This window comes from Pseudomonas tructae (assembly GCF_004214895.1).
Classification (GTDB): Bacteria; Pseudomonadota; Gammaproteobacteria; order Pseudomonadales; family Pseudomonadaceae; genus Aquipseudomonas; species Aquipseudomonas tructae.
Window position 1 is genome coordinate 355918 of record NZ_CP035952.1, and the last position, 23400, is coordinate 379317.

A 23400-nucleotide genomic window follows, 5' to 3' on the forward strand; every position below is an offset into this window, starting at 1 on the left:
TGTTCCCTTCTCTTGTTATCCGCGCGCGGCGGCGATTTTGATCAGCTTGGCATAGTAGAAGCCGTCGTGTCCGCCTTCCTGGGCCAGCAACTGGCGGCCATGGGGCTGGCGGATACCGGCCTGGGTCGCCAGGTCGAGCTCGCGGGCACCGGGGGTACGGGCGAGGAAGGCCTCGATGACTTCGGTGTTTTCCGTCGGCAAGGTCGAACAGGTGGCGTAGAGCAGGATGCCGCCCACTTCCAGGGTTGGCCACAGGGCGTCGAGCAACTCGCCTTGCAGGCTGGCCAGGGCTGCGATGTCGTCGGCCTGGCGGGTCAGCTTGATGTCCGGATGGCGGCGGATCACACCCGTGGCCGAGCATGGCGCGTCGAGCAGGATGCGCTGGAAGCCTTTGCCGTCCCACCAACTGGCGGTGTCGCGGGCGTCGCAGGCAATCAACTGGGCGTCGAGGCCAAGGCGGTCGAGATTTTCGCGCACACGGGTCAGGCGTTTGGCTTCCAGGTCTATGGCGACCACAGCGTCGAGCCCGGCCTGGGCCTCCAGCAGGTGGCAGGTTTTGCCGCCCGGGGCGCAGCAGGCGTCGAGCACGCGTTGGCCGGGAGCCAGGTCGAGCAGGTCGGCAGCCAGTTGCGCCGCTTCGTCCTGGACGCTGATCCAGCCCTGGTCGAAACCGGGCAGGCCGCGTACATCGCAGGCCTCGGCGAGCAGGATGCCGTCGCCGCTGAACTGGCATGGCGCCGCCTCGAGGCCAGCTTCACGCAGCAGTTCGAGGTAGGCGTCACGGCTGTGATGGCGACGGTTGACCCGCAGGATCATCGGCGGGTGGGCATTGTTGGCCGCGCAGATGGCTTCCCATTGCTCGGGCCAGAAGGCCTTGAGCGACTTTTGCAGCCAGCGCGGGTGCGCAGTGCGCACGACCGGGTCACGCTCAAGCTCGGCGAGGATCTCGCTGCTTTCGCGTTGCGCACGGCGCAGCACGGCGTTGAGCAGGCCCTTGGCCCAGGGCTTTTTCAACTTGTCGGCACAGCCAACGGTTTCGCCGATGGCGGCGTGTGCGGGGATGCGCGTGTAGAGCAACTGGTACAGGCCGACCAACAGCAGTGCCTCGACGTCGGCATCGGCAGCCTTGAACGGTTTCTGCAGCAGGCGCTCGGCCAGGGCCGACAGCCGTGGCTGCCAGCGCGCGGTACCGAAGGCCAGGTCCTGGGTCAGGCCACGGTCACGCACTTCGACCTTGTCCAACTGGCCTGGCAGGGAACTGTTCAGCGAGGCTTTGCCATTGAGTACTGCCGCCAGGGCGCGGGCGGCTGCAAGACGTGGGTTCATTGGCCAAGCACCGTGCCGATGGCGAACTTCTCACGGCGGCTGTTGAACAAGTCGCTGAAGTTCAGTGCCTTGCCACCCGGCAGTTGCAGGCGAGTCAGGCACAGGGCCTGATCACCGCAAGCGACGATCAGGCCGTCTTTGCTGGCACCGAGGATCTCACCCGGAGTACCCGAGCCTGTGGATAAGCTTGCGGCGAGTACCTTCAGCGCTTCACCGTTGAGCGTGCTGTGGCAGATCGGCCATGGGTTGAAGGCGCGAATCAGGCGTTCCAGCTCAAGTGCCGGGCGAGTCCAGTCCAGGCGTGCTTCGTCTTTGTTCAGTTTGTGTGCATAAGTGGCCAGGCTGTCGTCTTGAACTTCACCTTGCAGGGTGCCCGCGGCGAGGCCAGCAACAGCCTCAAGCACAGCAGGCGGGCCCATCTGGGCCAGGCGATCGTGCAAGGTGCCACCCGTATCGCTGGCGCTGATTGGGGTGCTGACCTTGAGCAGCATGGGGCCGGTGTCCAGGCCCGCTTCCATGCGCATTACCGTCACCCCGCTTTCGCTGTCACCGGCCTCGACCGCGCGCTGGATCGGCGCGGCGCCACGCCAGCGTGGCAGCAGCGAAGCATGGCTGTTGATGCAGCCCAGGCGCGGAATATCCAGTACCGCCTGCGGCAGGATCAGGCCATAGGCGACCACCACCATCAGGTCGGGCTTGAGGGCGGCCAGTTCTGCTTGTGCCTCGGCATTGCGCAGGGTTGGCGGTTGCAGGACCTGGATGCCGTTATCCACAGCCAGTTGCTTGACCGCGCTTGGCATCAGTTTTTGCCCTCGACCGGCCGGACGGTCCGGCTGGGTGTAGACCGCCACCACGTCGTAAGGGCTGTCGATCAGGGCTTTGAGGTGTTCGGCGGCAAACTCTGGGGTGCCTGCGAAGACAATGCGCATGGAGTTCTCGCTTAAAAAGAAAAAGGCTTGCCGGAGCAAGCCTTTGGGAAGAGGAGATCAAGCTTGCTGGCGGTGCTGCTTTTCCAGCTTCTTCTTGATCCGGTCGCGTTTGAGCGTCGACAGGTAGTCAACGAACAGCTTGCCGTTGAGATGGTCGCATTCGTGCTGGATGCACACTGCCAGCAGGCCTTCGGCGATCAGTTCGTACGGCTTGCCGTCGCGATCCAGCGCCTTGACCTTGACCCGCACCGGGCGATCGACGTTCTCGTAGAAGCCGGGTACCGACAGGCAGCCTTCCTGGTACTGATCCATTTCGTCGGTCAGCATCTCCAGCTCCGGGTTGATGAACACCCGCGGCTCGCTGCGATCTTCGCTCAGGTCCATGACCACGATGCGCTTGTGCACGTTGATTTGGGTGGCGGCGAGGCCGATACCAGGGGCTTCGTACATGGTTTCAAACATGTCATCGATCAACTGGCGAACGCCGTCGTCGACTTCGGTCACCGGTTTGGCGATGGTGCGAAGGCGCGGGTCCGGGAATTCGAGGATGTTCAGAATGGCCATAAGCGTATGAGCTGCACTGTGCGATGAATTACAAACATGAGTACACATAATAAAGGGATTCGGCGCATTCGGCACCTGGCAAAGGTCAGCTAAGGTTTCAGGGTGCTTTTCCAGCCGTGGCCGCAAGCCCGAAGGGATGCCTGCGAGGGAAATTCTTCAACCGGTTGTCAAAGTATTATCAACAGAGTTATCCACAGCTTTTTCACGGCTGGCCCAGGCTGTCCGATCAAGGATGATCGTCATGTCGCAACCCTTATCGCCGGCGTGCTCTCCCGCCGAACTCGAAGCGCGCTTGCGCCTGCATTTGCTGCCGTCCCTGGGACCGCGGCGTTTTCACACATTGATCCAGGCCTTCGGCAGTGCCTCGGCGGCACTCAGTGCACCGGCCACGGCCTGGCGTGCGCTGGGCGTGCCTGCGCAGAGCAGCGATGGCCGGCGCAGCCATGAAGTGCGGGACGGCGCGGCAGCGGCAATGCGCTGGCTAGAGGCCCGCGACCAACATTTGCTGATGTGGGACGACCCTGGCTACCCGGGTTTGCTGGCTGAACTTGAGGACGCCCCGCCTTTGCTTTTCATAGCCGGCAACCCGGCCATTCTGGAAAAACCACAATTGGCGATCGTCGGCAGCCGCAGGGCTTTGATGCCGTCGCTCGATACCGCCGCGGCCTTCTCGCGCAGCCTCGCCCGAGGTGGCTTTGTCATCACCAGCGGCCTGGCCCTGGGGGTCGATGGCGCTGCGCATCAGGCTGCCCTGGAGGTTGGCGGGCAGACGATCGGCGTGTTGGGCACCGGCCTGCAAAAACTTTATCCACAGCGGCACAGGGCGCTGGCGGCGGCAATGATCGATCAAGGCAGTGCCGTGCTCTCCGAGTTTCCGCTGGATACCGGGCCTGTGGCTGGGAATTTTCCCCGGCGTAACCGGATCATCAGCGGCCTGTCGCTGGGGGTGCTGGTGGTCGAGGCTAGCCTCGCCAGTGGCTCGCTGATTACCGCGCGCCTGGCCGCCGAGCAAGGTCGGGAGGTGTACGCCATTCCTGGCTCGATTCATCATCCGGGCTCCAAAGGCTGTCACCAACTGATCCGCGACGGTGCCTTGCTGGTAGAAACCGTCGAACAGATCGTCGAAACCCTGCAGGGTTGGCAGCGCTTGCCGCCGTTGCAATCGGCGGTCAGCGCCAGCCACCCCCTGGTCGAGCTGTTGCTGGCCGCGCCGCAGACCACCGAGGGCCTGGCCAGCAGCAGCGGCTGGCCGTTACCCAGGGTACTGGCGGCGCTGACCGAGCTGGAACTGGCTGGCAGGATCTGTAGTGAAGCCGGGCGTTGGTTTGCCCGGCCCGGCTAAGTACACTGCTCATATGCCTTTATGCGGAGTGAGAGCAATGGTGAGCTGTTGGCGTGTGCAACAAGCCGCGCGTGAAATTCGGGCCGGTGCAGTGATTGCCTACCCGACCGAGGCGGTCTGGGGCCTGGGCTGTGACCCGTGGAACGAAGAAGCGGTGGATCGCCTGCTGGCGATCAAGTCGCGTTCGGTCGACAAAGGGTTGATCCTGATCGCCGATAATATCCGCCAGTTCGACTTTCTTTTCGAGGATTTCCCCCAAACCTGGCTGGACCGCATGTCTGCAACCTGGCCGGGACCGAACACCTGGCTGGTGCCGCATCAGAACCTGCTGCCAGAGTGGATTACCGGCGTGCATGACACCGTCGCCCTGCGTGTCAGCGATCACCCGGTGGTGCGTGACTTGTGTGCGCTGGTCGGGCCATTGGTATCGACTTCGGCCAACCCCCAGGGACGTCCTGCGGCCAAGTCGCGTTTGCGCGTCGAGCAGTATTTCCGTGGTCAATTGGACTTGGTCTTGGGTGGCGCCCTGGGCGGGCGGCGTAATCCCAGTGTGATTCGTGACCTGGCGACCGGGGAAGTGGTGCGGGCGGGATAAGCCTTATCGCGGGGCATGTGGGAGCGGGCTTGCCCCGCGATCGACTCACCACCGATTCAAGGCAGCAGCACAGTAGACCCCACCGTCCGCCGCGCCGACAGCTCTGTCTGCGCCCTGGCCGCCTCGCTCAATGGATAACGTTGCTGGATATCCACAGTCAGTTTGCCGCTGGCAATCATTGCAAACAGGTCGTCGGCCATGGCCTGGGTGTTCTCGGCGCTATTGGCATAGCTGGCCAGGGTTGGTCGGGTGACATACAACGAGCCCTTTTGCGCCAGGATCCCCAGGTTGACCCCGCTGACTGCGCCGGAGGCATTGCCGAAGCTGACCATCAGCCCGCGCGGTGCCAGGCAGTCCAGCGAGGTCAGCCAGGTGTCCTGGCCAACGCCGTCGTAGACCACCGGGCATTTCTTCCCGTCAGTCAGTTCCAGTACCCGTTGGGCCACGTTTTCATGGCTGTAGTCGATGGTCGCCCAGGCGCCCAGGGCCTTGGCTCGTTCGGCCTTCTCGGCGCTGCTGACCGTGCCGATCAACTTGGCTCCCAGGGCCATGGCCCATTGGCAGGCCAGTGAGCCGACGCCGCCCGCGGCGGCGTGGAACAAAATGGTCTCGCCCGGTTGTACCGCGTAAGTCTGCTTGAGCAGGTATTGCACGGTCAGGCCCTTGAGCATTACTGCCGCCGCCTGCTCGAAGCTGATGCTGTCTGGGAGTTTGACCAGATTGGCCTCAGGCAGCACATGCACCTCGCTGTAGGCACCCAGCGGGCCGCCGGCATAGGCAACCCGATCACCGATCTTGAACCGGGTGACCTGAGCACCCAGCGCCTCGACCACCCCGGCACCTTCGGTGCCCAGGCCCGAAGGCAACGAGGGCGGCGCGTACAGACCGCTGCGAAAGTAGGTATCGATGAAGTTCAGACCGATCGCCTGGTTGCGCACGCGAACCTGCTGCGGGCCGGGTGCTGGTGGTTCGAAGTCGACCAGGGTCAGGACTTCGGGGCCGCCATGCTGGCTGAACTGAATACGCTTGGCCATCTGCACTCTCCTGGAAGGTACCGCAAAAGCCCTATCGGACGCCTTTGCTTGATCGCCGTCAACTGCGGCCAGCCTGCCGCCGGTGGTATGCTACGCGCCGAATTTGCCTTAGCCCGCTTCCAGGTGACCTGATGACTAGCCGCACCGAGGCCGTGAAAGCCTACCTGCTCGACCTGCAAGACCGTATCTGTACTGCCCTCGAAAACGAAGATGGCGGCGCCCGCTTTGTCGAGGACGCCTGGACGCGCGAGGCCGGTGGTGGCGGACGGACCCGGGTGATCGGTGACGGTCAGGTCATCGAGAAAGGCGGCGTGAACTTCTCTCACGTATTCGGCAGCGGCTTGCCGCCGTCGGCCAGTGCCCACCGCCCAGAGCTGGCCGGGCGCGGCTTCGAGGCCCTGGGCGTGTCGCTGGTGATCCATCCGCATAATCCCCATGTGCCGACTTCCCATGCCAACGTGCGGTTTTTCATCGCCGAGAAAGAAGGCGAAGAAGCCGTCTGGTGGTTTGGCGGCGGCTTCGACCTGACCCCCTACTATGGCAATGAAGAAGACTGCGTGCACTGGCACCAGGTTGCCGAGCGTGCCTGCGCGCCTTTCGGTGCCGACGTCTATCCACGTTACAAAGCCTGGTGCGACCGCTACTTCCACCTCAAGCACCGTGGCGAACCACGCGGTATCGGCGGTCTGTTCTTCGATGACCTGAACGAGTGGGACTTCGACACCTGTTTCGCCTTCATGCGCGCCATTGGCGATGCCTATGTCGAGGCCTACCTGCCGATCATCCAGCGCCGCAAGGCCCAGCCGTATACCGCCGAGCAGCGTGAGTTCCAGGAATACCGGCGCGGCCGCTATGTCGAGTTCAACCTGGTTTACGACCGTGGCACGTTGTTTGGTCTGCAATCGGGCGGGCGTACCGAATCGATCCTGATGTCGCTGCCACCGCAGGTGCGTTGGGGGTACGATTGGAAGGCCGTGCCAGGCAGCGAAGAAGCGCGCCTGACCGAGTACTTCCTGCAGGACCGCGACTGGCTTGGTCAGGCCAGTACCCGCCACTGAGCGGCTGTGGATAACTTCTCGGCCCTGCCCGACCTTGACCTAGGAACCGCGTGAATGGACCAGTACGTTGTATTCGGCAACCCGATCGGCCACAGCAAGTCGCCGCTGATCCACCGCCTGTTCGCCGACCAGACCGGCCAGCAGCTGGAGTACAACACCCTGCTGGCGCCGCTGGACGATTTCAGCATGTGTGCCCAGGGCTTTTTCAAGCAGGGCCTGGGCGCCAATGTCACCGTGCCATTCAAGGAAGAAGCCTATCGCCTGGTCGATAGCCTGACGCCGCGGGCCAAACGCGCGGGGGCGGTAAACACCCTGAGCAAACTGGCCGACGGCAGCCTGCAGGGCGACAACACCGATGGTGCCGGGCTGGTGCGCGACCTTACCGTCAACGCCGGTGTGCAACTGAGCGGCAAGCGAATCTTGCTGCTCGGTGCTGGCGGCGCAGTTCGCGGGGTGCTGGAACCCTTGCTCGCGCAGAACCCCGCGTCGCTGGTGATCGCCAATCGCACAGTGGAAAAGGCCGAGCAACTGGCCCGTGAGTTCGCCGACCTCGGGCCGGTGGCTGCCAGCGGCTTCAGCTGGTTGCAAGAGCCGGTCGACCTGATCATCAACGCCACCTCCGCGAGCCTTGCCGGCGAGCTGCCGCCGATTGCCGCCAGCCTGATCGAGCCCGGCAAAACCGTGTGCTACGACATGATGTATGGCAAGGAGCCGACACCCTTCTGCCGCTGGGCCAGCGAGCACCAGGCCGCCAAGGTCCTGGATGGTCTGGGCATGCTCGCCGAGCAGGCTGCCGAAGCGTTCTTCATCTGGCGCGGCGTTCGCCCGGATACCGGTCCGGTACTGGATGAGCTGCGCCGCCAGCTCGCCCGCGGCTAATCCTCAAAGTGGATCGGGCAGTTCGCTGCCCTTTCGAGCTTGTGCACTCGGGTGCAAGCCGCAGCAGAAGACAAGGTTCACCTGTTCGCCTGCCGGCGTATAGTTGCGGGTGAAGATTTACCCGTGCAATGTGCCGCAGGTTCGTCGTGATTCAGGAGTTTTCGTGCAGAGGATCAAGGGTTATCACGCGCATATTTACTATGACGCCAGCACCATGGAACAAGCCCGGCAATTGTGCGAACAAGCCGCGCAGCTGTTTCCGGTGAGCATGGGGCGAATGCACCAGAAGCCCGTCGGGCCGCACCCGGACTGGAGCTGCCAGTTGGCGTTCGGGCCTGAGGTGGTGGGCGTGGTGTTGCCTTGGCTGGCGTTGTATCGCCATGGGCTGGTGGTGTTTCTGCACCCGCTGACCGGCGATGATCTGGTCGATCATCGCGATTATGCGATCTGGATGGGGGCGGTGCGGCCGCTGGATCTGACAATATTCAAGTAGGAGCGGGCTTGCCCCGCGATTGCGATCTGTCTGATGGACCGCATTCGCGGGGCAATGATCAGGCCTTGCGCGCGCCCCGCACACCCTGGGCCAGCGCCGAGCACAGCTCGAGCACATCACCCACGGCCTGCTCGGCGGTTTTGGCATTGGCAATCTTGTCGACCAATGCCGAACCGACCACTACACCCTCCGCCAGTTTGGCGATCGCCGCGGCCTGCTCTGGCGTGCGGATACCGAAGCCGACGCTGATTGGCAGGTCGGTGTGCCGGCGCAGGCGCTCGATGGCGCTGCTGACATGCTCGGTGGTCGCGGAACCGGCACCGGTGACACCGGCAACCGAGACGTAGTAGACGAACCCGGAGCTGCGCTCGAGCACGCGCGGCAGGCGCACGTCGTCGGTGGTCGGGGTGGTCAGGCGGATGAAATCGATGCCTGCGGCCTGGGCCGGGGTGGCCAGTTCAGCATCGTGCTCCGGTGGCAGGTCGACGATGATCAGGCCGTCCACGCCCACGGCCTTGGCCTGGGCCACGAAAGCCTCGACACCAAAACGGTGAATCGGATTGTAGTAGCCCATCAGCACGATCGGCGTGGTTTGGTTGTCGATGCGAAACTCGCGAACCATCTGCAGGGTTTTTGCCAGGGTCTGGCCGGCGTCCAGGGCGCGCAGGGTCGCCAGCTGGATGGCCACGCCATCGGCCATGGGGTCGGTGAACGGCATACCCAGCTCGATCACATCGGCACCGGCGGCCGGCAGGCCTTTGAGGATCGCCAGCGAGGCGTCGTAGCCAGGGTCGCCTGCGGTGATGAAGGTGACCAGTGCGGAGCGGCCTTCGGCTTTAAGCTCGGCGAAGCGTTGTTCTAGACGGCTCATGCCTGTTTCTCCTGGGCAGCCATATGGCTCATCACGGTTTGCATGTCTTTGTCGCCGCGCCCGGACAGGCACACCACCATCAGGTGATCCTTGGGCAGGGTCGGTGCGCGTTTGATGGCTTCGGCCAGGGCGTGGGAGGTTTCCAGGGCCGGAATGATGCCTTCCAGGCGGCAGGTGGTGTGGAACGCCGCCAGGGCTTCGTCGTCGGTGATGCTGACGTACTCGACGCGCTTCACTTCGTGCAACCAGGCGTGTTCAGGGCCGATACCCGGATAATCCAGGCCTGCGGAAATCGAGTGGGCATCGGTGATCTGGCCGTCAGCGTCCTGCAACAGATAGGTGCGGTTGCCGTGCAGTACGCCCGGTACGCCACCATTGAGGCTGGCAGCATGCTTGTCGGTGTCGACACCATGGCCACCAGCTTCGACGCCGATGATCTGTACGCTGGCATCATCGAGGAAATCGTGGAACAGGCCCATGGCATTGGAACCGCCACCGACGCAGGCGATCAGGCTGTCGGGCAGGCGCCCTTCCTTGGCCTGCAACTGCTCGCGGGTTTCTTTGCCGATGATCGACTGGAAGTCGCGAACCATGGCCGGGTAAGGGTGCGGGCCCGCCACGGTACCGATCAGGTAGAAGGTGTCGTCGACGTTGGTGACCCAGTCGCGCAGGGCTTCGTTCATCGCATCCTTGAGGGTGCCGGTACCGGCGGTCACTGGCACGATTTCGGCGCCCAGCAGCTTCATGCGAAACACGTTGGCCTGCTGACGCTCGATGTCGGTGGCGCCCATATAGATAACGCACGGCAGGCCGAAGCGCGCAGCGACCGTGGCAGTGGCCACGCCGTGCATGCCGGCGCCGGTTTCAGCGATCAGGCGTTTTTTACCCATGCGCTTGGCCAGCAGTACCTGGCCGATGCAGTTGTTCACCTTGTGCGCGCCGGTGTGGTTGAGCTCTTCACGCTTGAAGAAAATCTTCGCGCCGCCGCAGTGTTCAGTCAGGCGTTCGGCGAAGTACAGCGGGTTTGGCCGGCCAATATAATCGCGCTGAAAGTACGCCAGTTGCTCGAGAAACGCCGGGTCGGCCTTGGCTGCCTCGTATTCACGGGCAAGGTCGAGCACCAGCGGCATCAGGGTTTCTGCCACGTAGCGGCCGCCGAATGCGCCAAACAGGCCATTGGCATCGGGGCCGGCGCGGAAGTTGGTCTGGGTCATGGGTCGCTCCAGGGCGGTAGTGAAGTCAGGAATGGCTTTACTCTAACCACCACACGCGCCGCTGAAAACCGATAAGATTGCTACAACCTGTCAGGAAAACTCACACGTTATGCGCCAGGACCTGCCTCCCCTCAATGCCCTGCGGGCGTTCGAAGCCACTGCCCGGCTCAACAGCGTTAGCCAGGCGGCCGAGCAGCTGCATGTTACCCATGGCGCGGTTAGCCGGCAGTTGAAGGTGCTTGAAGAGCACCTTGGGGTCGCGCTGTTCGTCAAGGAAGGGCGCGGCCTTAAACTCACAGATGCCGGCGTGCGCCTGCGCGATGCCAGCAGTGATGCGTTCGAGCGCTTGCGCGGCGTGTGTGCAGAAATCAGCCAGAGCAGCGCCGATGCGCCATTCGTCCTCGGCTGCTCCGGCAGCCTGCTGGCCCGCTGGTTTATCCCGCGGCTGGGCCGGCTCAAGGCGGACTTGCCGCAATTGCGCCTGCACCTGTCGGCCGGTGAAGGCGACCTCGACCCGCGCCGGCCCGGGCTGGATGCCCTGTTGGTGTTTGCCGAGCCGCCGTGGCCGGCCGACATGCAGGTGCACGTGCTGGCCCAGGAGCACATTGGCCCGGTGCTCAGCCCGCATTTCCCCGGGTTCAACCGCTTGCAGCAGGCACCGGCGCAGGCGCTGCTGGCCGAGACCTTGTTGCAGACCACCTCGCGCCCGCAAGCCTGGCCGAACTGGGCCGCGCAGCAAGGTATAGACCCGCAGGCGCTGCGCTACGGGCAGGACTTTGAGCATCTGTATTACTTGCTGGAAGCGGCAGTAGCCGGGCTGGGTGTGGCCATTGCCCCGCAACCGCTGGTAGCCGACGACTTGCGCGCCGGGCGTCTGGCCGCACCGTGGGGGTTTTGCCAGACCCGGGCCGCGCTGGCCCTGTGGGTGCCGCGACGCGCCGCAGACGGGCGCGCCGAGCAACTGGCTGGCTGGTTGCGCGATGAGCTTGCGCGCCAGGTCGCTTAGTGACTGCGTCTGCACATCAGGTACGCCGCCAGCAGGCCAAGGGCGCCAACCGCGACACCGGCAGTGGCCCAAGGGTGCTCCTGAGCGTAGTCACGGGTGGCCAAGCCGGTTTCACGGGTCTTGGTCTTCACCTCTTCATAGGCATCGCTGAGCAGGCTGCGCGAATGGCGAAGGGCATTCTCGGCGTTGCCCTTGAGCGTCTTCAGGGTCTTGCGCGACTCGTCCGAGGCATCGTCCTTGAGGCTTTCCAGTGACTTGAGCAGGCTTTCGATCTCGGCTTCCATGCTTTGCAGCGAAGCTTTACGCAGCGAGGTGTTGGCCATGGTGACTCTCCTTCGAGGTTGAGTTGAGCTGTGTAGGTTCCGACTACAGGGCGCCGGGAAAGTGCAGTCGAACTTTTGGCGGCATTTACCTCTGGCAGGTAAAAAAGCCCGGCACTGCTAGGCTCTATCTCATGTTCAAAAAGGAGATTGCCCATGTCTGATCACCACACCTACAAGAAAATCGAACTGGTCGGCTCATCGCCCACCTCCATCGAGGAGGCGATCAACAACGCCCTGGCCGAGGCCGGCAAGAGCATCAAGCACCTTGAGTGGTTCGAGGTGGTCGACACCCGGGGCCATATCAAGGACAACAAGGCCGCGCATTTTCAGGTCACGCTCAAAGTGGGCTTCCGCATCGTCAATAGCTGAAGCGGCGGCACTGGCTTGTGCGGGTCAATTGCGTTAAACACTCCTGAGGCGCCCGGCCTTCCTGGCGCCCTTCTCTATTTGATCTGAACAAGGAAAGCGATCGATGAAGACATTGGTAGTAGCGATAGGTTTAATGACGTTGGCGGGTACCGCACTAGCCGCCGGCAAGCCATGCGAAGAGCTCAAGAGCGAAATAGCAGCCAAGCTCGATGCCAAAGGCGTCAGCGGTTACTCGCTGGAGATCGTTGATAAAGGTGCTGCCGCAGACGGCAAAGTTGTGGGTAGCTGTGAAGGCGGTACCAAGCAAATCATCTACAAGCGTGGCTGATCGATATTGAATCCATCGCGGGGCAAGCTCGCTCCTACATTATTGTGGGAGCGGGCTTGCCCCGCGATTGGGCCCTCAGCCGCCCAGCACTGTGCGCGCAAGCAGCTCATAGGAGCGGATCCGGTCCGCATGTTCATACAGGTCGCAGGTAAAGATCAGCTCATCGGCCTCGGTCTGCTCCAGCAGCACTTCAAGTTTGGCGCGGATCTTCTCTGGGCTACCAACCATCGCCAGCCCGAGGAAACTGCCTACCGCTTCACGTTCATGAGGCAGCCACAGGCCGTCCATGGTTTTTACCGGCGGACGTTGCACCAGGCTTTGCCCGCGCATCAGGGCGAGGATGCGCTGGTACACCGAGGTGGCCAGGTAATCCGCCTGCTCGTCGGTATCGGCGGCAACCAGCGGCACACCGAGCATCACGTAGGGCTTGTCGAGTACCGCCGAAGGCTGGAAGTGGTTGCGGTACACGCGAATCGCCTCATGCATGTAGCGAGGGGCGAAATGCGAGGCGAAGGCGTAGGGCAAGCCGCGCATGCCGGCCAGTTGCGCACTGAACAGGCTCGAACCGAGCAACCAGATCGGCACTTCGGTGCCGTAACCCGGCACCGCAATGACTTTTTGCTCCGGTGTCCGTGGGCCCAGGTAGCGCACCAGTTCTTCGACATCATCAGGAAAGTCGTCGGCACTGCCGGAGCGCTCGCGGCGCAGGGCGCGGGCGGTCATCTGGTCGGAACCCGGGGCGCGGCCCAGGCCCAGGTCGATACGCCCGGGATAAAGGCTGGCCAGGGTGCCGAACTGTTCGGCGATCACCAATGGCGCATGGTTGGGCAGCATTACCCCGCCGGCGCCCACGCGGATCGTCGAAGTGCCGCCGGCCAGATAGCTGAGCAGCACCGAGGTTGCCGAGCTGGCGATGCCATCCATGTTGTGGTGCTCGGCCACCCAGAAGCGGTTGTAGCCAAACTTCTCGACATGTTGTGCAAGGTCCAGCGAGTTGCGCAGCGACTGTGCCGGGCCGCTGTCAGCGCGCACGGGTACCAGGTCGAGGGTGGAAATCTTGATATCCGCAAGTTGCTTCATGGGCGATTGAGCCTCCTGGGCAGTCATTTGGCCGAGGTGGAGCAACGGCCTTTCTAGCTCTGTATGGGCACATCCGCAGGAATCAATGCCGGAGTTCGTAATCCGTATGAACTTGCATGTGTCAGGGGTCTCTGAATTTAAGGCAAGGCGCGATATCACGTGCCCTGGGAGCTCAGGAGGCTTTATGAAAAAGACAGCATCGGCTATTTGGCAGGGCGGGCTTAAGGAAGGCAAAGGCCTGCTTTCCACCGAAAGTGGTGCCCTCAAGCAAAACCCCTATGGCTTCAACACCCGTTTCGAAGGCCAGCCGGGGACCAACCCTGAAGAGTTGATCGGCGCGGCGCATGCCGGCTGTTTCTCCATGGCCTTGTCGATGATGCTGGGCGAGGCGGGTCTGACCGCCGAGCGCATTGACACCATTGCCGAAGTCACCCTCGACAAGTTGCCTGATGGCTTTGCCATCACCGCCGTGAACCTGATACTCAAGGCCAAGGTGCCTGGTGCCAGCGAGGCGCAGTTTGTCGAGATCGCCAACAAGGCCAAGGCCGGTTGCCCGGTCTCGAAGGTGCTCAACGCGACAATCAGCCTGGAGGCAACGCTGCTGAGCTAAGGCAGAACCGGGACGCACCTGTTGTGGTCAAATAGAAGTCGGTGGAGCGTCCACCGTCACCAGGAGCTGTCCCATGATTCGTGTTGCAATGGCTGTGCTGGCTTCGCTGCTGGCGACTTCTGCGCTGGCCGCGCCAAAGAACTGTGAAGAGCTCAAGGCCGAGATCGAAGCCAAGATCCAGGCCAACAACGTGAGCTCCTATACCTTGGAAATCGTCAAGACCGAGGATGTCCACGACCAGAACATGGTGGTCGGCAGCTGTGAAGGCGGCAGCCGGAAGATCATCTATCAGAAGAATGATCGTTAGACTTCAGGGCGTACAGAAAATGTTGTTCGATTCTTCGGCAACCACCTTGCGCTGGGCATCATACAGGTAGGCGCTGGGCTGCATGGCCGGGGCCCGGGCTTCCAGGCGATAGCGCTGCCCCGCCTCGAAGTGATCGAACTTGACGGTCAGGTAGCAGGTGCGTTCGGTGGGGTCGGTGATGAAACCGCCGGACTGGATTTCGTAATCGAAACGTACCACCAGCTCGTGTGCGCCGGGCGTCACCTGGAAGAAACGGCCATCGGTCACACGCTGGCCATCCAGGCGCTCGGCCATCACCAGTTTCCCTGGCGTGATGGTGTAAAAATCGACCCAGGCCTGTTTGTTATCCACAGGTGGCAGGGGGCTGGCGCAGGCCCCCAGCGTACTGATTGCGAGCAGCATCATAGGCTGGCGCATGGCGAACTCCGACGTGCGGGTTACAAAGCTTAAGCATAGCGCCATTCACGTCTTCAGGTGCGTTGGCAGCCTGCCGGCAAGCCGGTGCCCACCACTTTGCGCTGTTGGTCATAGAGCTTTGCCCACGGACGGAAACCGATGCTGCCCGCTTCGAGCTGGTAACGCTGGCCGGCAGCGAAGTCCTTGAACTTCACATTGAGCTGGCAATCGCGCCACAGCGGCTCTTCGACCGGGCCGATATTGCTCGGGGTCACCGGGAACAGGTAGCGCACGGTCAGTTCATGGCTACCTGGCGACACTTCGAAGTAGCGTTTGTCGGCCCAGGCACGCTCGTCCACTTCAATAGCATGCAGGGTATCGTCCCGATCCGGGGCAAGGTCGATCCAGGCCTGATTGGGGTCGGCGACGGGCAGGCTGGCACAGCCGCAAACAAGCACAACAGCGCTGACGACAAGCAGTGTACGCATGGCAAAACTCCAGCCGGGCAGGATAGTCTTGAAGCTGATGAGTACTTGAGCGGATGACAGGACACGAATGCTTCGACTATTTCTTTTGTTACGCTCAAGTCATGGGGCACTCGACCACATTTTTCGCCACTTGGTTCCCCTGCTGGCCATCGGGCTGCTGAACGGTTGCGCCAGCGTCAGTTACTACGAGCAACTGGCCAGCGGTCAATTGCAGTTGCTGCAGGCACGCCAGCCGGTTGCTGAACTGATTGCCGATCCTGCCACCGACGGCAAACTGCGCCAGCAACTGCTGCAGGCCGAGCGGGCACGAGCCTTTGCCAGTAAGCAGCTCAAGCTGCCGGACAACCGCAGCTACCGGGTGTATGCCGACATTGGTAGGCCCTTCGTGGTCTGGAACGTGTTTGCCACCCCTGAATTATCCCTTGAGCCGCAAACCCATTGTTTCCCTATTGCCGGTTGCGTCGCCTACCGAGGCTACTACCGTCAGGGCGCCGCGCGCGGGGCGGCGGCACTGCAAAAGCAGCAGGGGCTGGATGTGTACATCGGCGGTGTTGAGGCCTATTCGACACTGGGCTGGTTCGATGATCCGATTCTAAGCTCCATGCTCGGTTGGGGCGACGAGCGCCTGGCCGCGGTGATTTTTCATGAGCTGGCGCATCAGCGGGTCTATGTGCAGGACGACACTGCGTTCAACGAGTCCTTCGCCACCTTTGTCGAGCAAGAAGGTAGCCATCAATGGCGCGCGGCACGCGGGCTGCCGGCCTTGGCCGACGGGGCTGGCGAGCAGCGCGATCAGTTTGTCGCCCTGGTTCTGGCCAGCCGCGAACGGCTCAAGGGCTTGTACGCGGCGCCGCTGAGCGACTCTGCCAAGCGCTCCGGCAAGCAGGCCGAGTTCGAACGCTTGCGCCGGGAGTACCGGGCCCTGCGCGAGGGCCAATGGGGTGGTGTCGGTCGCTACGACGCCTGGATCAATGCGCCACTGAACAACGCCAAGCTGCTGCCCTTTGGCCTGTATGACCAGTGGGTGCCGGCTTTTGCCCAGCTGTTTGTCGAAGTGGGGGGCGATTGGCAGGTGTTTTATCAGCGAGTAGATGCTTTGGGGCAGTTGCCGGTTAATCAGCGCCAACAAGCGTTGAAAAGCTTTGCGGGGCAAGCACGCTCCCACAGCAGGAGCGGGCTTGCCCCGCGATAGAGCCCTCAGCCGCGCTGAAACGCCTGATGCAGCTCAGCCAGGGTCGCAAAGTGATACGCCGGCTGTTCCGCTGTCAGCTCTTCCTGGCTGCCAAACCCATAGCCCACCGCCACTGCTTCCAGGCCATTGCTGCGCGCCCCGATCAGGTCGTGCTTGCGGTCACCGATCATCAAGGTGTGCGCCGGGTCCAGGGCTTCTTCAGTCAACAGATGACGGATCAGCTCTACCTTGTTGGTGCGTGTGCCGTCCAGCTCACTGCCGTAGATCACCTTGAAGTGCCGGGCGAAATCGAAATGGCGGGCGATCTCGCGGGCAAATTCCCAGGGTTTGGAGGTGGCGATGTACAGCGTACGCCCCTGCCCTTGCAGGGTTTCGAGCATCTCGCTGACACCGTCGAACACCTGGTTTTCGTACAGGCCAGTGACCTTGAAGCGCTCGCGATAGTAATTCACCGCGTCCCAGGCCTTGGCTTCATCGAAGTCATAGAACTGCATGAAGGCCTGCAGCAGCGGTGGGCCGATGAAGTGTTCCAGACGCGTCAGGTCCGGCTCGTCGATGCCGAGCTTGGCCAGTGCGTACTGGATCGAGCGGGTGATGCCCAAGCGCGGGTCGGTCAGGGTGCCGTCAAGGTCGAAGAGGATGTTTTGCTGATGCATGGCAGTCTCGAATAGGGCTGTGGGCAGCTTCACTCAGGCAGGTGATAGCCGGCGGCCAGGTGCTGGTCCTTGAGTTTGACGTAGTTGCCGGCGCTGTAGGAAAAGAACGCACGCTCCTTCTCGGTCAGGGCGCGGGCCTGTTTGACCGGGCTGCCGACATAGAGAAAGCCGCTTTCCAGGCGCTTGCCTGGCGGCACCAGGCTGCCAGCGCCGATGATCACTTCGTCTTCGACAACGGCGCCATCCATCAGGGTGCTGCCCATGCCGACCAGGATGCGGTTGCCCAAGGTGCAGCCGTGGAGCATGACTTTGTGACCAATGGTTACCTCATCGCCGATCAGCAGCGGGAAACCGTCCGGGTTGAACGGCCCGGCATGGGTGATGTGCAGCACGCTACCGTCCTGCACGCTGGTGCGCGCACCGATGCGGATGTAGTGCATATCGCCGCGGATCACCGTCAATGGCCACACCGAGCTGTCCGCGCCGATCTCGACATCACCCAGGACCACGGCGCTACGGTCGACAAAGGCCCGATCGCCAAGCTTGGGTGTGTGATTGTGGAAGCTGCGGATGGCCATGATAGGAATTCTCTTTGGTATGGATAGGGCTGCGGTCGGCGTCGATTGTAATTAAGATGGGGAAGTGTTTCTTCTGCCAAGGTGTTTAACCGTGAGTGCAAACAACCCGCTTCTGCAGTCTTATGACTTGCCGCCGTTCTCGGCGATCCGTGCCGAGCATGTGCAGCCGGCGATTGAACAGATCCTGGCCGACAACCGTACCGCCATTGCCGACATCCTCAAGGCTCAGGGCAAAACCCCAAGCTGGGCTGGCCTGGTCCTGGCCATGGACGAACTCAACGACCGCCTGGGCGCCGCCTGGAGCCCGGTCAGCCACCTCAACGCCGTGTGCAACAGCGCCGAACTGCGCGAAGCCTATGAGGCGTGCCTGCCAGCGTTGAGCGCCTACGCCACCGAAATGGGCCAGAACCGCGAGCTGTTCCAGGCCTACGAAGCGTTGATCGCCAGCCCCGAAGCCAGCGGTTTCGATGTGGCGCAAAAGACTATTCTGGAACACGCCCTGCGTGACTTCCGCCTGTCGGGTATCGACCTGCCGGCCGATAAGCAACAGCGTTATGCCGAAGTTCAGAGCAAACTGAGCGAGCTGGGCAGCCGTTTCTCCAACCAACTGCTCGATGCGACACAAGCCTGGACCAAGCACGTCAGCGACGAAGCTGCGCTGGCCGGCCTGACCGATTCGGCCAAGGCGCAGATGGCCGCCGCCGCCCAGGCCAAGGGCCTCGACGGCTGGCTGATCAGCCTGGAATTCCCCAGCTACTACGCGGTGATGACCTACGCCCAAGACCGCGCCCTGCGTGAAGAAATCTACGCCGCCTACTGTACCCGTGCCTCCGATCAGGGCCCGAATGCCGGCCAGTTCGACAACGGCCCGGTGATGCGCGAAATCCTCGACCTGCGTCAGGAACTGGCCGGCCTGCTTGGTTACGCCAACTTTGCCGAGCTGAGCCTGGCGACCAAGATGGCCGAGTCCAGCGACCAGGTGCTGAGCTTCCTGCGTGACCTGGCCAAGCGCAGCAAGCCGTTTGCCGTCCAGGACCTGGCTCAGCTCAAGGCCTACGCCGCCGAGCAGGGTTGCCCGGATCTGCAGAGCTGGGACAGCGGCTTCTACGGTGAAAAACTGCGTGAACAGCGCTACAGCGTTTCCCAGGAAACCCTGCGCGCCTACTTCCCGATCGACAAGGTCCTGACCGGCCTGTTCACCATCGTCCAGCGCCTGTACGGCATCGAGATTGCCGAGCTCAAGGGCTTCGACAGCTGGCATCCGGATGTGCGCCTGTTCGAAATCAAGGAGCACGGCCAGCACGTCGGGCGTTTCTTCTTCGACCTCTATGCTCGCGCCAACAAGCGTGGCGGTGCCTGGATGGACGGCGCCCGCGACCGTCGCTTGACCGTTGACGGCCAGCTGCAGAGCCCGGTGGCAAACCTTGTGTGCAACTTCACCCCGGCCGCCCCGGGCAAGCCGGCGCTGCTGACCCACGATGAAGTTACCACCTTGTTCCATGAATTCGGCCATGGTCTGCATCACCTGCTGACCCGTATCGAGCATGCCGGTGTGTCCGGTATCAACGGCGTGGCCTGGGATGCGGTCGAACTTCCGAGCCAGTTCATGGAAAACTGGTGCTGGGAGCCTGAAGGCCTGGCGTTGATTTCCGCTCACTATGAAACCGGCGCGCCGCTGCCCCAGGACCTGCTGGAGAAGATGCTCGCGGCGAAGAACTTCCAGTCCGGGCTGATGATGGTTCGCCAACTGGAGTTCTCGCTGTTCGACTTCGAACTGCATGCCAGCCACGGCGATGGCCGCAGCGTATTGCAAGTGCTCGAAGGCATTCGCGACGAGGTCTCGGTCATGCGTCCACCGGCGTACAACCGCTTCCCTAACAGCTTTGCGCATATCTTCGCCGGTGGTTATGCCGCCGGTTACTACAGCTACAAGTGGGCTGAAGTGCTGTCAGCCGATGCCTTCTCGCGTTTTGAAGAAGAAGGCGTGCTCAATGCCGACACCGGCCGCGCGTTCCGCGAAGCGATCCTGGCCCGTGGCGGTTCTCAGGAGCCGATGCTGCTGTTCGTCGACTTCCGTGGCCGTGAGCCGTCAATCGATGCACTCCTGCGCCATAGCGGCTTGAGTGAGGAAGTGGCGGCATGAGTGATGGGCCTGTAATCACGAAAAAACGCTTTATTGCCGGGGCGGTCTGCCCGGCGTGCAGCGAGCCGGACAAACTGATGATGTGGAGCGAAGACAGCGTTCCGCACCGTGAGTGCGTGGCTTGCGGGTTTTCCGACACCCTCAATGAACAGGGGCTTTCGGTGCCCAAGGAGCTCGGTACGCGGGTCAACAAGGTTGAGGTGAAACCGGCTGCCCCTTCGGTGCAGACGGTGCAGTTCTTCCCCAATCCCAAGCTGAAAAAGCCCGCGGCCCAAGACTGACGTGGCGCCTCCCGGTAGCAGATTCGGGAGGCAAGCTGCGGTAGTTATCCAGCTCAGCGTGAGTGCGTCCTGACGGTAGGTTGTTGGTCTTGTCCTACTGCCGTCAGGAGCAACTCATGTCTAGCCCCAACCCGCTTTTGCAACCTTTCGATCTGTTCCCCTACACCCATGTACGCATAGAAGACCTGCAACCGGCGATCGAGCAGATCGTCGAGGACAATCACGCGGCCTTGGCGCAGATCGTCGAGCGTGAGACCGATTCACCGACCTGGAATGGCCTGGTATTGGCCATCGAGGCACTCGACCAGCGTCTGGAAGATGTTTTTTACGCGTTGGTACCGTTGGCGTTCACCGATGATGAATGGGGCGCTGCGGTCGATGGATGCTATGGGCAATACAGGGCCTATCGCGCGCAGAAATATCAGAACATCGCATTGCTCAAAGCCTACCAGCGCCTCGACAGCACCGACTTTACTGTTGAACAGCACGCGGTACTGGCCCGGATCCTTCGGGATTTTCGTCTTGAGGGGGCCAATATCGTAGCCTCCGAGCAACAACAGTTCATGGATCAGGTCACGGCGATTACTGGCCTGGAGGCGCGCTTTCAGGAAAATCTCGCTGTTGCTGCAGAACAATGGAGCAAACACATCACGCAAGAGCACGAGTTGGCCGGTGTACCGGCTGCGGATCTGCAGGTCATGCAAGACAAAGCGCAAGCCAGAGGCCTCAGCGGCTGGCTGCTTACCCTGGATGAATCGACTTGCGGCGTGATCCTGCGCTATGCCGATAACCGTGAACTGCGTGAAGCGATATTCCTGGCCTATGTGACCCGGGCATCCGACCAGGTTGCAGGGCAAAGCCACCTCGACAACCAGCCGGTGTTGCAGGCATTGCTGCGTTTGCGTCACGAAAAGGCTCAACTGCTGGGTTTCAGCGATTTTATCGAGTTGAGCTTGCAAGCCAAGGCTGCGCAGTCGAGCACAGAAGTCGAAGAATTCTTGAACACCCAGATCGCCCTCAGTACGCCAAGGCTTGAGCGTGAAGCCAGCGAGTTGAGGGCATTCGCCAAACGCCTGGGCTGTGATGACCTGCAGCCATGGGATTACGAGTTCTATGCGCAAAAGATGCGCCTGGTGGATGGCATCGATCCGGATCAGGCCCTGAGTGAATACTTTTCCTTCGACTCGGCGGTGAACGGGCTGATTGGCCTGGTCGAGCAGCTGTATGGCCTGTCGATCACCTGGGTTGATGCCCCCGTCTGGGACTCTCAGGTACAGGTGCTGAAAATCACCGAAGCCGGTGAGGTGCTAGGGCATATCTACCTGGATGTTTACGCCCGACCTGGCAAGCCGGACTACCCCTGGGCGCATTTCGTTCGCAACCGGCATGTGGACGCGGATGCCAAACTGTCACTACCGATTGCGGTGTTGTTTGCCACTTATGACTCGGGTAAGGCCCAACTGGGTCATCTGGACCTGCGCAAGTTGTTCCATGAGTTTCATCATTGCCTCCAGCAGGTGCTGATGAGCAACAGCCATCGCCGCTTGAACAGCATTCGCGACCTGGGCCACGACCTCTCGGAGTTCATCGCCAAACTGCTGGAGCAGTGGTGCTGGTCAGCCGAGTGCTTGCAGTCTGTTTCAAGGCATCGTGTGAATGCGTCCAGCGCCTCGCTCAGTGACGTTCGGCAATGGCTGGCGGCGCGAGAAACGCAGCGGGGCCTGGAGGTTGCCGAGGAACTCAAGCGTGCTCTGCTCGATTTCGAACTGCACCGAAGTTACCCGGATCGACGCAGCATCCAGCACGTCAGGGAGGCTGTTTACGCACGAACCCAAGTGCTGCCGCTGGCCACAAATGACCGCTTCAGCAGTGGTTTCGATTATATGGTCGCCGGCTATGAAGCGGGCTACTACTGCTACTTGTGGGCAGACGTGAAGGCCACCGAGGTGTTCGCCAGGTTCAAGGCGAAGGGTGTTTTCAATCCGCGCCTGGGGCAGGCCATGCGCGAGGAACTGCTGGCGCCGGGCGCATTGCGATCGATGTCAGCGTCCGTCCAGGCGTTCCTTGAGCGCTCAGCGGTAGTGGAATGACAAAGGCACCCCGTGTACTGTATATAAAAACAGTATTCGGGGTTGTTCACATGTCTACGCCTCAAGCACCGATACGCGGGCGCGGCACCGCCAGCAACCCGCATAATCGTTTTGCCCCCAACCGCTCGGTAGCCGAGGACGATGGCTGGTACCAGGAAGTGCCGCTGACCCAGGGCACTGAGGTGCGCCTCGAAACCGCCAAGAGCATCATCACCCGCAACAACTCGCCCGACCTGCCTTTCGATCGTTCGATCAACCCTTATCGCGGTTGCGAACATGGCTGTATCTACTGCTATGCACGTCCCAGTCATGCCTATTGGGACCTGTCGCCGGGGCTGGATTTCGAAACCAAGCTGATCGCCAAGACCAACGCTGCGGCCGTGCTCGAACAGCAGTTGAGCAAGCCTGGTTATGTCTGCGCGCCGATCAACCTGGGCTCCAATACGGATCCTTACCAACCCATCGAGCGCGAGCAGCGGCTGACCCGGCGGCTACTCGAAGTGCTGCTGCGCTATCGTCATCCGGTAACCATCGTCACCAAGGGCTCGTTGATTCTGCGTGACCTGGACCTGCTCGCCGAGCTGGCCCGCCAGCGCCTGGTCAGCGTGATGATCAGCCTGACTACCCTGGACGATGAACTCAAGCGCACCCTTGAACCGCGGGCAGCGGCGCCCAAGGCGCGCTTGCGGGCGATCCGCGTGCTGACTGAAGCCGGCGTTCCGGTGGGCGTGTTGTGCTCGCCGATGATCCCGATGATCAACGACAGTGAGCTGGAACACCTGCTCGAAGCGGCCAAGGCCAATGGCGCCCTGAGTGCAGCCTATATGATGCTGCGCCTGCCACGTGAAGTGGCGCCGCTGTTCGAGCAATGGCTGCAGGACCATTATCCGCAACGGGCCAATCATGTGCTGAGCCTGGTTCGCCAGAGCCGTGGCGGTGAGCTGTACGACAGCCGCTTCGGGGCGCGCATGCGTGGCGAAGGGGTGTTCGCCGAGTTGCTGGCGCAGCGCTTCAGCAAGGCGAACCGTCGCCTGGGGTTGAACCTGCGTGAAGGCTATGCGCTTGATTGCAGTGCGTTCTGCCCCCCCGGTGGACAGCTGTCACTGCTCTGATTTTCGATACTGGGTATTGGCCATTAATGTTTTTTTGATATTATCTAGGCAACTCTTTGAATCTCTGTAACGCCCGTCCTAGAGCCTCTCAATTCAGTTTGAGTTAAGTTTCGCCGAGTAGCGTAGGAATTCAGTC

Annotated in this window: 27 protein-coding genes; 15 read left to right on the forward strand and 12 right to left on the reverse strand. The window is 61.9% G+C overall.

All coding sequences use genetic code 11. The features are described 5' to 3' along the window. Window positions 1-15 precede the first annotated feature (15 nt). From rsmB to def, 3 genes are read right to left on the reverse strand one after another with little or no spacing between them, the layout of a single operon-like run. Window positions 16-1326, reverse strand: a complete 1311-nt coding sequence (rsmB, locus tag EXN22_RS01680) for a 16S rRNA (cytosine(967)-C(5))-methyltransferase RsmB (protein ID WP_130262159.1) — start codon at window positions 1324-1326, stop codon at window positions 16-18. After that, window positions 1323-2255 (reverse strand): methionyl-tRNA formyltransferase, encoded by a 933-nt coding sequence (fmt, locus tag EXN22_RS01685; protein WP_130262160.1) that lies wholly within the window; start codon window positions 2253-2255, stop codon window positions 1323-1325. Before fmt ends, rsmB begins: the two co-directional genes overlap by 4 nt. A 57-nt stretch (window positions 2256-2312) precedes the next feature. Next, window positions 2313-2819: a peptide deformylase gene (def, locus tag EXN22_RS01690; RefSeq protein WP_038605133.1), complete on the reverse strand. Its 507-nt coding sequence runs from the start codon at window positions 2817-2819 to the stop codon at window positions 2313-2315. A gap of 241 nt (window positions 2820-3060) precedes the next feature. Here def and dprA point away from each other — a divergent pair, with 241 nt between their 5' ends. After that, window positions 3061-4161 (forward strand): DNA-processing protein DprA, encoded by a 1101-nt coding sequence (dprA, locus tag EXN22_RS01695; protein ID WP_130262161.1) that lies wholly within the window; start codon window positions 3061-3063, stop codon window positions 4159-4161. Between the two features lie 37 nt (window positions 4162-4198). Beyond that, a complete protein-coding gene (locus tag EXN22_RS01700) occupies window positions 4199-4756 on the forward strand; it encodes an L-threonylcarbamoyladenylate synthase (protein ID WP_130262162.1) in 558 nt (185 codons plus the stop codon). A gap of 56 nt (window positions 4757-4812) precedes the next feature. Here EXN22_RS01700 and EXN22_RS01705 read toward each other — a convergent pair whose 3' ends face one another. After that, on the reverse strand, window positions 4813-5790 hold the full coding sequence (locus EXN22_RS01705) for an NADPH:quinone reductase (protein WP_130262163.1): 978 nt from the start codon (window positions 5788-5790) through the stop codon (window positions 4813-4815). Between the two features lie 131 nt (window positions 5791-5921). Between EXN22_RS01705 and hemF the strand changes: the two genes are divergently transcribed. From hemF to EXN22_RS01720, 3 genes are all read left to right on the forward strand, one after another. Beyond that, a complete protein-coding gene (gene hemF / locus EXN22_RS01710) occupies window positions 5922-6848 on the forward strand; it encodes an oxygen-dependent coproporphyrinogen oxidase (protein ID WP_130262164.1) in 927 nt (308 codons plus the stop codon). A gap of 54 nt (window positions 6849-6902) precedes the next feature. After that, the gene (gene aroE, locus EXN22_RS01715; protein ID WP_130262165.1) at window positions 6903-7727 is read left to right on the forward strand and encodes a shikimate dehydrogenase; all 825 of its coding nucleotides are present in this window, start codon (window positions 6903-6905) and stop codon (window positions 7725-7727) included. A 163-nt stretch (window positions 7728-7890) separates the two neighbouring features. Beyond that, a complete protein-coding gene (locus EXN22_RS01720) occupies window positions 7891-8220 on the forward strand; it encodes a DOPA 4,5-dioxygenase family protein (protein ID WP_130262166.1) in 330 nt (109 codons plus the stop codon). Between the two features lie 58 nt (window positions 8221-8278). Here the strand turns inward: EXN22_RS01720 and trpA are convergent, their stop codons facing one another. After that, window positions 8279-9091 carry a tryptophan synthase subunit alpha gene (trpA, locus tag EXN22_RS01725; RefSeq protein WP_130262167.1) on the reverse strand — a complete coding sequence of 271 codons (813 nt, stop codon included), beginning with the start codon at window positions 9089-9091 and terminating at the stop codon, window positions 8279-8281. Further along, window positions 9088-10305 carry a tryptophan synthase subunit beta gene (trpB, locus tag EXN22_RS01730; RefSeq protein ID WP_130262168.1) on the reverse strand — a complete coding sequence of 406 codons (1218 nt, stop codon included), beginning with the start codon at window positions 10303-10305 and terminating at the stop codon, window positions 9088-9090. The genes trpA and trpB overlap by 4 nt, the downstream gene beginning before the upstream one ends. Window positions 10306-10414: 109 nt before the next feature. Between trpB and EXN22_RS01735 the strand changes: the two genes are divergently transcribed. Further along, complete coding sequence (locus EXN22_RS01735; RefSeq protein WP_165392177.1) at window positions 10415-11311, forward strand: LysR family transcriptional regulator; 897 nt, start codon at window positions 10415-10417, stop codon at window positions 11309-11311. Here the strand turns inward: EXN22_RS01735 and EXN22_RS01740 are convergent. After that, entirely contained in the window at window positions 11308-11634 is a 327-nt protein-coding gene (locus EXN22_RS01740; RefSeq protein ID WP_130262170.1) for a DUF883 family protein, read from the reverse strand. The genes EXN22_RS01735 and EXN22_RS01740 overlap by 4 nt on opposite strands. 153 nt (window positions 11635-11787) lie before the next feature. On the opposite strand from EXN22_RS01740, the gene EXN22_RS01745 reads away from it, so the two are divergent. Both EXN22_RS01745 and EXN22_RS01750 read left to right on the forward strand, forming a co-directional pair. Then, on the forward strand, window positions 11788-12003 hold the full coding sequence (locus tag EXN22_RS01745) for a dodecin (protein WP_010222667.1): 216 nt from the start codon (window positions 11788-11790) through the stop codon (window positions 12001-12003). Between the two features lie 103 nt (window positions 12004-12106). Continuing rightward, on the forward strand, window positions 12107-12331 hold the full coding sequence (locus EXN22_RS01750) for a DUF1161 domain-containing protein (RefSeq protein ID WP_130262171.1): 225 nt from the start codon (window positions 12107-12109) through the stop codon (window positions 12329-12331). A gap of 75 nt (window positions 12332-12406) precedes the next feature. Here the strand turns inward: EXN22_RS01750 and EXN22_RS01755 are convergent, their stop codons facing one another. Next, window positions 12407-13411: an LLM class flavin-dependent oxidoreductase gene (locus EXN22_RS01755; protein WP_130262172.1), complete on the reverse strand. Its 1005-nt coding sequence runs from the start codon at window positions 13409-13411 to the stop codon at window positions 12407-12409. Between the two features lie 184 nt (window positions 13412-13595). On the opposite strand from EXN22_RS01755, the gene EXN22_RS01760 reads away from it, so the two are divergent. Together EXN22_RS01760 and EXN22_RS01765 are read left to right on the forward strand one after the other, a co-directional pair. After that, window positions 13596-14021: an OsmC family protein gene (locus EXN22_RS01760; RefSeq protein ID WP_130262173.1), complete on the forward strand. Its 426-nt coding sequence runs from the start codon at window positions 13596-13598 to the stop codon at window positions 14019-14021. A 73-nt stretch (window positions 14022-14094) separates the two neighbouring features. Then, complete coding sequence (locus EXN22_RS01765; RefSeq protein ID WP_130262174.1) at window positions 14095-14328, forward strand: DUF1161 domain-containing protein; 234 nt, start codon at window positions 14095-14097, stop codon at window positions 14326-14328. 3 nt (window positions 14329-14331) lie between these two features. On the opposite strand, the gene EXN22_RS01770 is transcribed toward EXN22_RS01765, so the two are convergent. Both EXN22_RS01770 and EXN22_RS01775 read right to left on the reverse strand, forming a co-directional pair. After that, complete coding sequence (locus EXN22_RS01770; RefSeq protein WP_130262175.1) at window positions 14332-14745, reverse strand: PA0061/PA0062 family lipoprotein; 414 nt, start codon at window positions 14743-14745, stop codon at window positions 14332-14334. A gap of 53 nt (window positions 14746-14798) precedes the next feature. Then, window positions 14799-15212: a PA0061/PA0062 family lipoprotein gene (locus EXN22_RS01775; RefSeq protein WP_130262176.1), complete on the reverse strand. Its 414-nt coding sequence runs from the start codon at window positions 15210-15212 to the stop codon at window positions 14799-14801. Window positions 15213-15297: 85 nt separating this feature from the next. Between EXN22_RS01775 and EXN22_RS01780 the strand changes: the two genes are divergently transcribed. After that, entirely contained in the window at window positions 15298-16404 is a 1107-nt protein-coding gene (locus tag EXN22_RS01780) for an aminopeptidase (RefSeq protein WP_130266744.1), read from the forward strand. A gap of 5 nt (window positions 16405-16409) precedes the next feature. On the opposite strand, the gene EXN22_RS01785 is transcribed toward EXN22_RS01780, so the two are convergent. After that, window positions 16410-17060 carry an HAD family hydrolase gene (locus EXN22_RS01785; protein ID WP_130262177.1) on the reverse strand — a complete coding sequence of 217 codons (651 nt, stop codon included), beginning with the start codon at window positions 17058-17060 and terminating at the stop codon, window positions 16410-16412. Window positions 17061-17089: 29 nt separating this feature from the next. Further along, the gene (locus EXN22_RS01790; protein WP_130262178.1) at window positions 17090-17638 is read right to left on the reverse strand and encodes a gamma carbonic anhydrase family protein; all 549 of its coding nucleotides are present in this window, start codon (window positions 17636-17638) and stop codon (window positions 17090-17092) included. Window positions 17639-17729: 91 nt separating this feature from the next. Here EXN22_RS01790 and prlC point away from each other — a divergent pair, with 91 nt between their 5' ends. From prlC to EXN22_RS01810, 4 genes are all read left to right on the forward strand, one after another. Further along, complete coding sequence (prlC, locus tag EXN22_RS01795; protein ID WP_130262179.1) at window positions 17730-19781, forward strand: oligopeptidase A; 2052 nt, start codon at window positions 17730-17732, stop codon at window positions 19779-19781. Then, window positions 19778-20062 carry a YheV family putative zinc ribbon protein gene (locus EXN22_RS01800; protein ID WP_130262180.1) on the forward strand — a complete coding sequence of 95 codons (285 nt, stop codon included), beginning with the start codon at window positions 19778-19780 and terminating at the stop codon, window positions 20060-20062. Before prlC ends, EXN22_RS01800 begins: the two co-directional genes overlap by 4 nt. Window positions 20063-20178: 116 nt before the next feature. Next, window positions 20179-22152, forward strand: a complete 1974-nt coding sequence (locus tag EXN22_RS01805; RefSeq protein ID WP_130262181.1) for a M3 family metallopeptidase — start codon at window positions 20179-20181, stop codon at window positions 22150-22152. A 50-nt stretch (window positions 22153-22202) separates the two neighbouring features. Continuing rightward, window positions 22203-23264, forward strand: coding sequence for a PA0069 family radical SAM protein (locus EXN22_RS01810; protein ID WP_130262182.1), 1062 nt, complete (start codon window positions 22203-22205; stop codon window positions 23262-23264). The last annotated feature ends 136 nt before the right edge of the window (window positions 23265-23400 follow it).

Excerpts from the sequence above, each read along its gene's own strand:
- rsmB (WP_130262159.1), bottom strand. The coding sequence starts at position 1,326 with ATGAACCCACGTCTTGCAGCCGCCCGCGCCCTGGCGGCAGTACTCAAT.
- fmt (WP_130262160.1), bottom strand. The coding sequence starts at position 2,255 with ATGCGCATTGTCTTCGCAGGCACCCCAGAGTTTGCCGCCGAACACCTC.
- def (WP_038605133.1), bottom strand. The coding sequence starts at position 2,819 with ATGGCCATTCTGAACATCCTCGAATTCCCGGACCCGCGCCTTCGCACC.
- dprA (WP_130262161.1), top strand. The coding sequence starts at position 3,061 with ATGTCGCAACCCTTATCGCCGGCGTGCTCTCCCGCCGAACTCGAAGCG.
- EXN22_RS01700 (WP_130262162.1), top strand. The coding sequence starts at position 4,199 with ATGGTGAGCTGTTGGCGTGTGCAACAAGCCGCGCGTGAAATTCGGGCC.
- EXN22_RS01705 (WP_130262163.1), bottom strand. The coding sequence starts at position 5,790 with ATGGCCAAGCGTATTCAGTTCAGCCAGCATGGCGGCCCCGAAGTCCTG.
- hemF (WP_130262164.1), top strand. The coding sequence starts at position 5,922 with ATGACTAGCCGCACCGAGGCCGTGAAAGCCTACCTGCTCGACCTGCAA.
- aroE (WP_130262165.1), top strand. The coding sequence starts at position 6,903 with ATGGACCAGTACGTTGTATTCGGCAACCCGATCGGCCACAGCAAGTCG.
- trpA (WP_130262167.1), bottom strand. The coding sequence starts at position 9,091 with ATGAGCCGTCTAGAACAACGCTTCGCCGAGCTTAAAGCCGAAGGCCGC.
- trpB (WP_130262168.1), bottom strand. The coding sequence starts at position 10,305 with ATGACCCAGACCAACTTCCGCGCCGGCCCCGATGCCAATGGCCTGTTT.
- EXN22_RS01735 (WP_165392177.1), top strand. The coding sequence starts at position 10,415 with ATGCGCCAGGACCTGCCTCCCCTCAATGCCCTGCGGGCGTTCGAAGCC.
- EXN22_RS01740 (WP_130262170.1), bottom strand. The coding sequence starts at position 11,634 with ATGGCCAACACCTCGCTGCGTAAAGCTTCGCTGCAAAGCATGGAAGCC.
- EXN22_RS01745 (WP_010222667.1), top strand. The coding sequence starts at position 11,788 with ATGTCTGATCACCACACCTACAAGAAAATCGAACTGGTCGGCTCATCG.
- EXN22_RS01750 (WP_130262171.1), top strand. The coding sequence starts at position 12,107 with ATGAAGACATTGGTAGTAGCGATAGGTTTAATGACGTTGGCGGGTACC.
- EXN22_RS01755 (WP_130262172.1), bottom strand. The coding sequence starts at position 13,411 with ATGAAGCAACTTGCGGATATCAAGATTTCCACCCTCGACCTGGTACCC.
- EXN22_RS01760 (WP_130262173.1), top strand. The coding sequence starts at position 13,596 with ATGAAAAAGACAGCATCGGCTATTTGGCAGGGCGGGCTTAAGGAAGGC.
- EXN22_RS01765 (WP_130262174.1), top strand. The coding sequence starts at position 14,095 with ATGATTCGTGTTGCAATGGCTGTGCTGGCTTCGCTGCTGGCGACTTCT.
- EXN22_RS01770 (WP_130262175.1), bottom strand. The coding sequence starts at position 14,745 with ATGCGCCAGCCTATGATGCTGCTCGCAATCAGTACGCTGGGGGCCTGC.
- EXN22_RS01775 (WP_130262176.1), bottom strand. The coding sequence starts at position 15,212 with ATGCGTACACTGCTTGTCGTCAGCGCTGTTGTGCTTGTTTGCGGCTGT.
- EXN22_RS01785 (WP_130262177.1), bottom strand. The coding sequence starts at position 17,060 with ATGCATCAGCAAAACATCCTCTTCGACCTTGACGGCACCCTGACCGAC.
- EXN22_RS01790 (WP_130262178.1), bottom strand. The coding sequence starts at position 17,638 with ATGGCCATCCGCAGCTTCCACAATCACACACCCAAGCTTGGCGATCGG.
- EXN22_RS01800 (WP_130262180.1), top strand. The coding sequence starts at position 19,778 with ATGAGTGATGGGCCTGTAATCACGAAAAAACGCTTTATTGCCGGGGCG.
- EXN22_RS01805 (WP_130262181.1), top strand. The coding sequence starts at position 20,179 with ATGTCTAGCCCCAACCCGCTTTTGCAACCTTTCGATCTGTTCCCCTAC.
- EXN22_RS01810 (WP_130262182.1), top strand. The coding sequence starts at position 22,203 with ATGTCTACGCCTCAAGCACCGATACGCGGGCGCGGCACCGCCAGCAAC.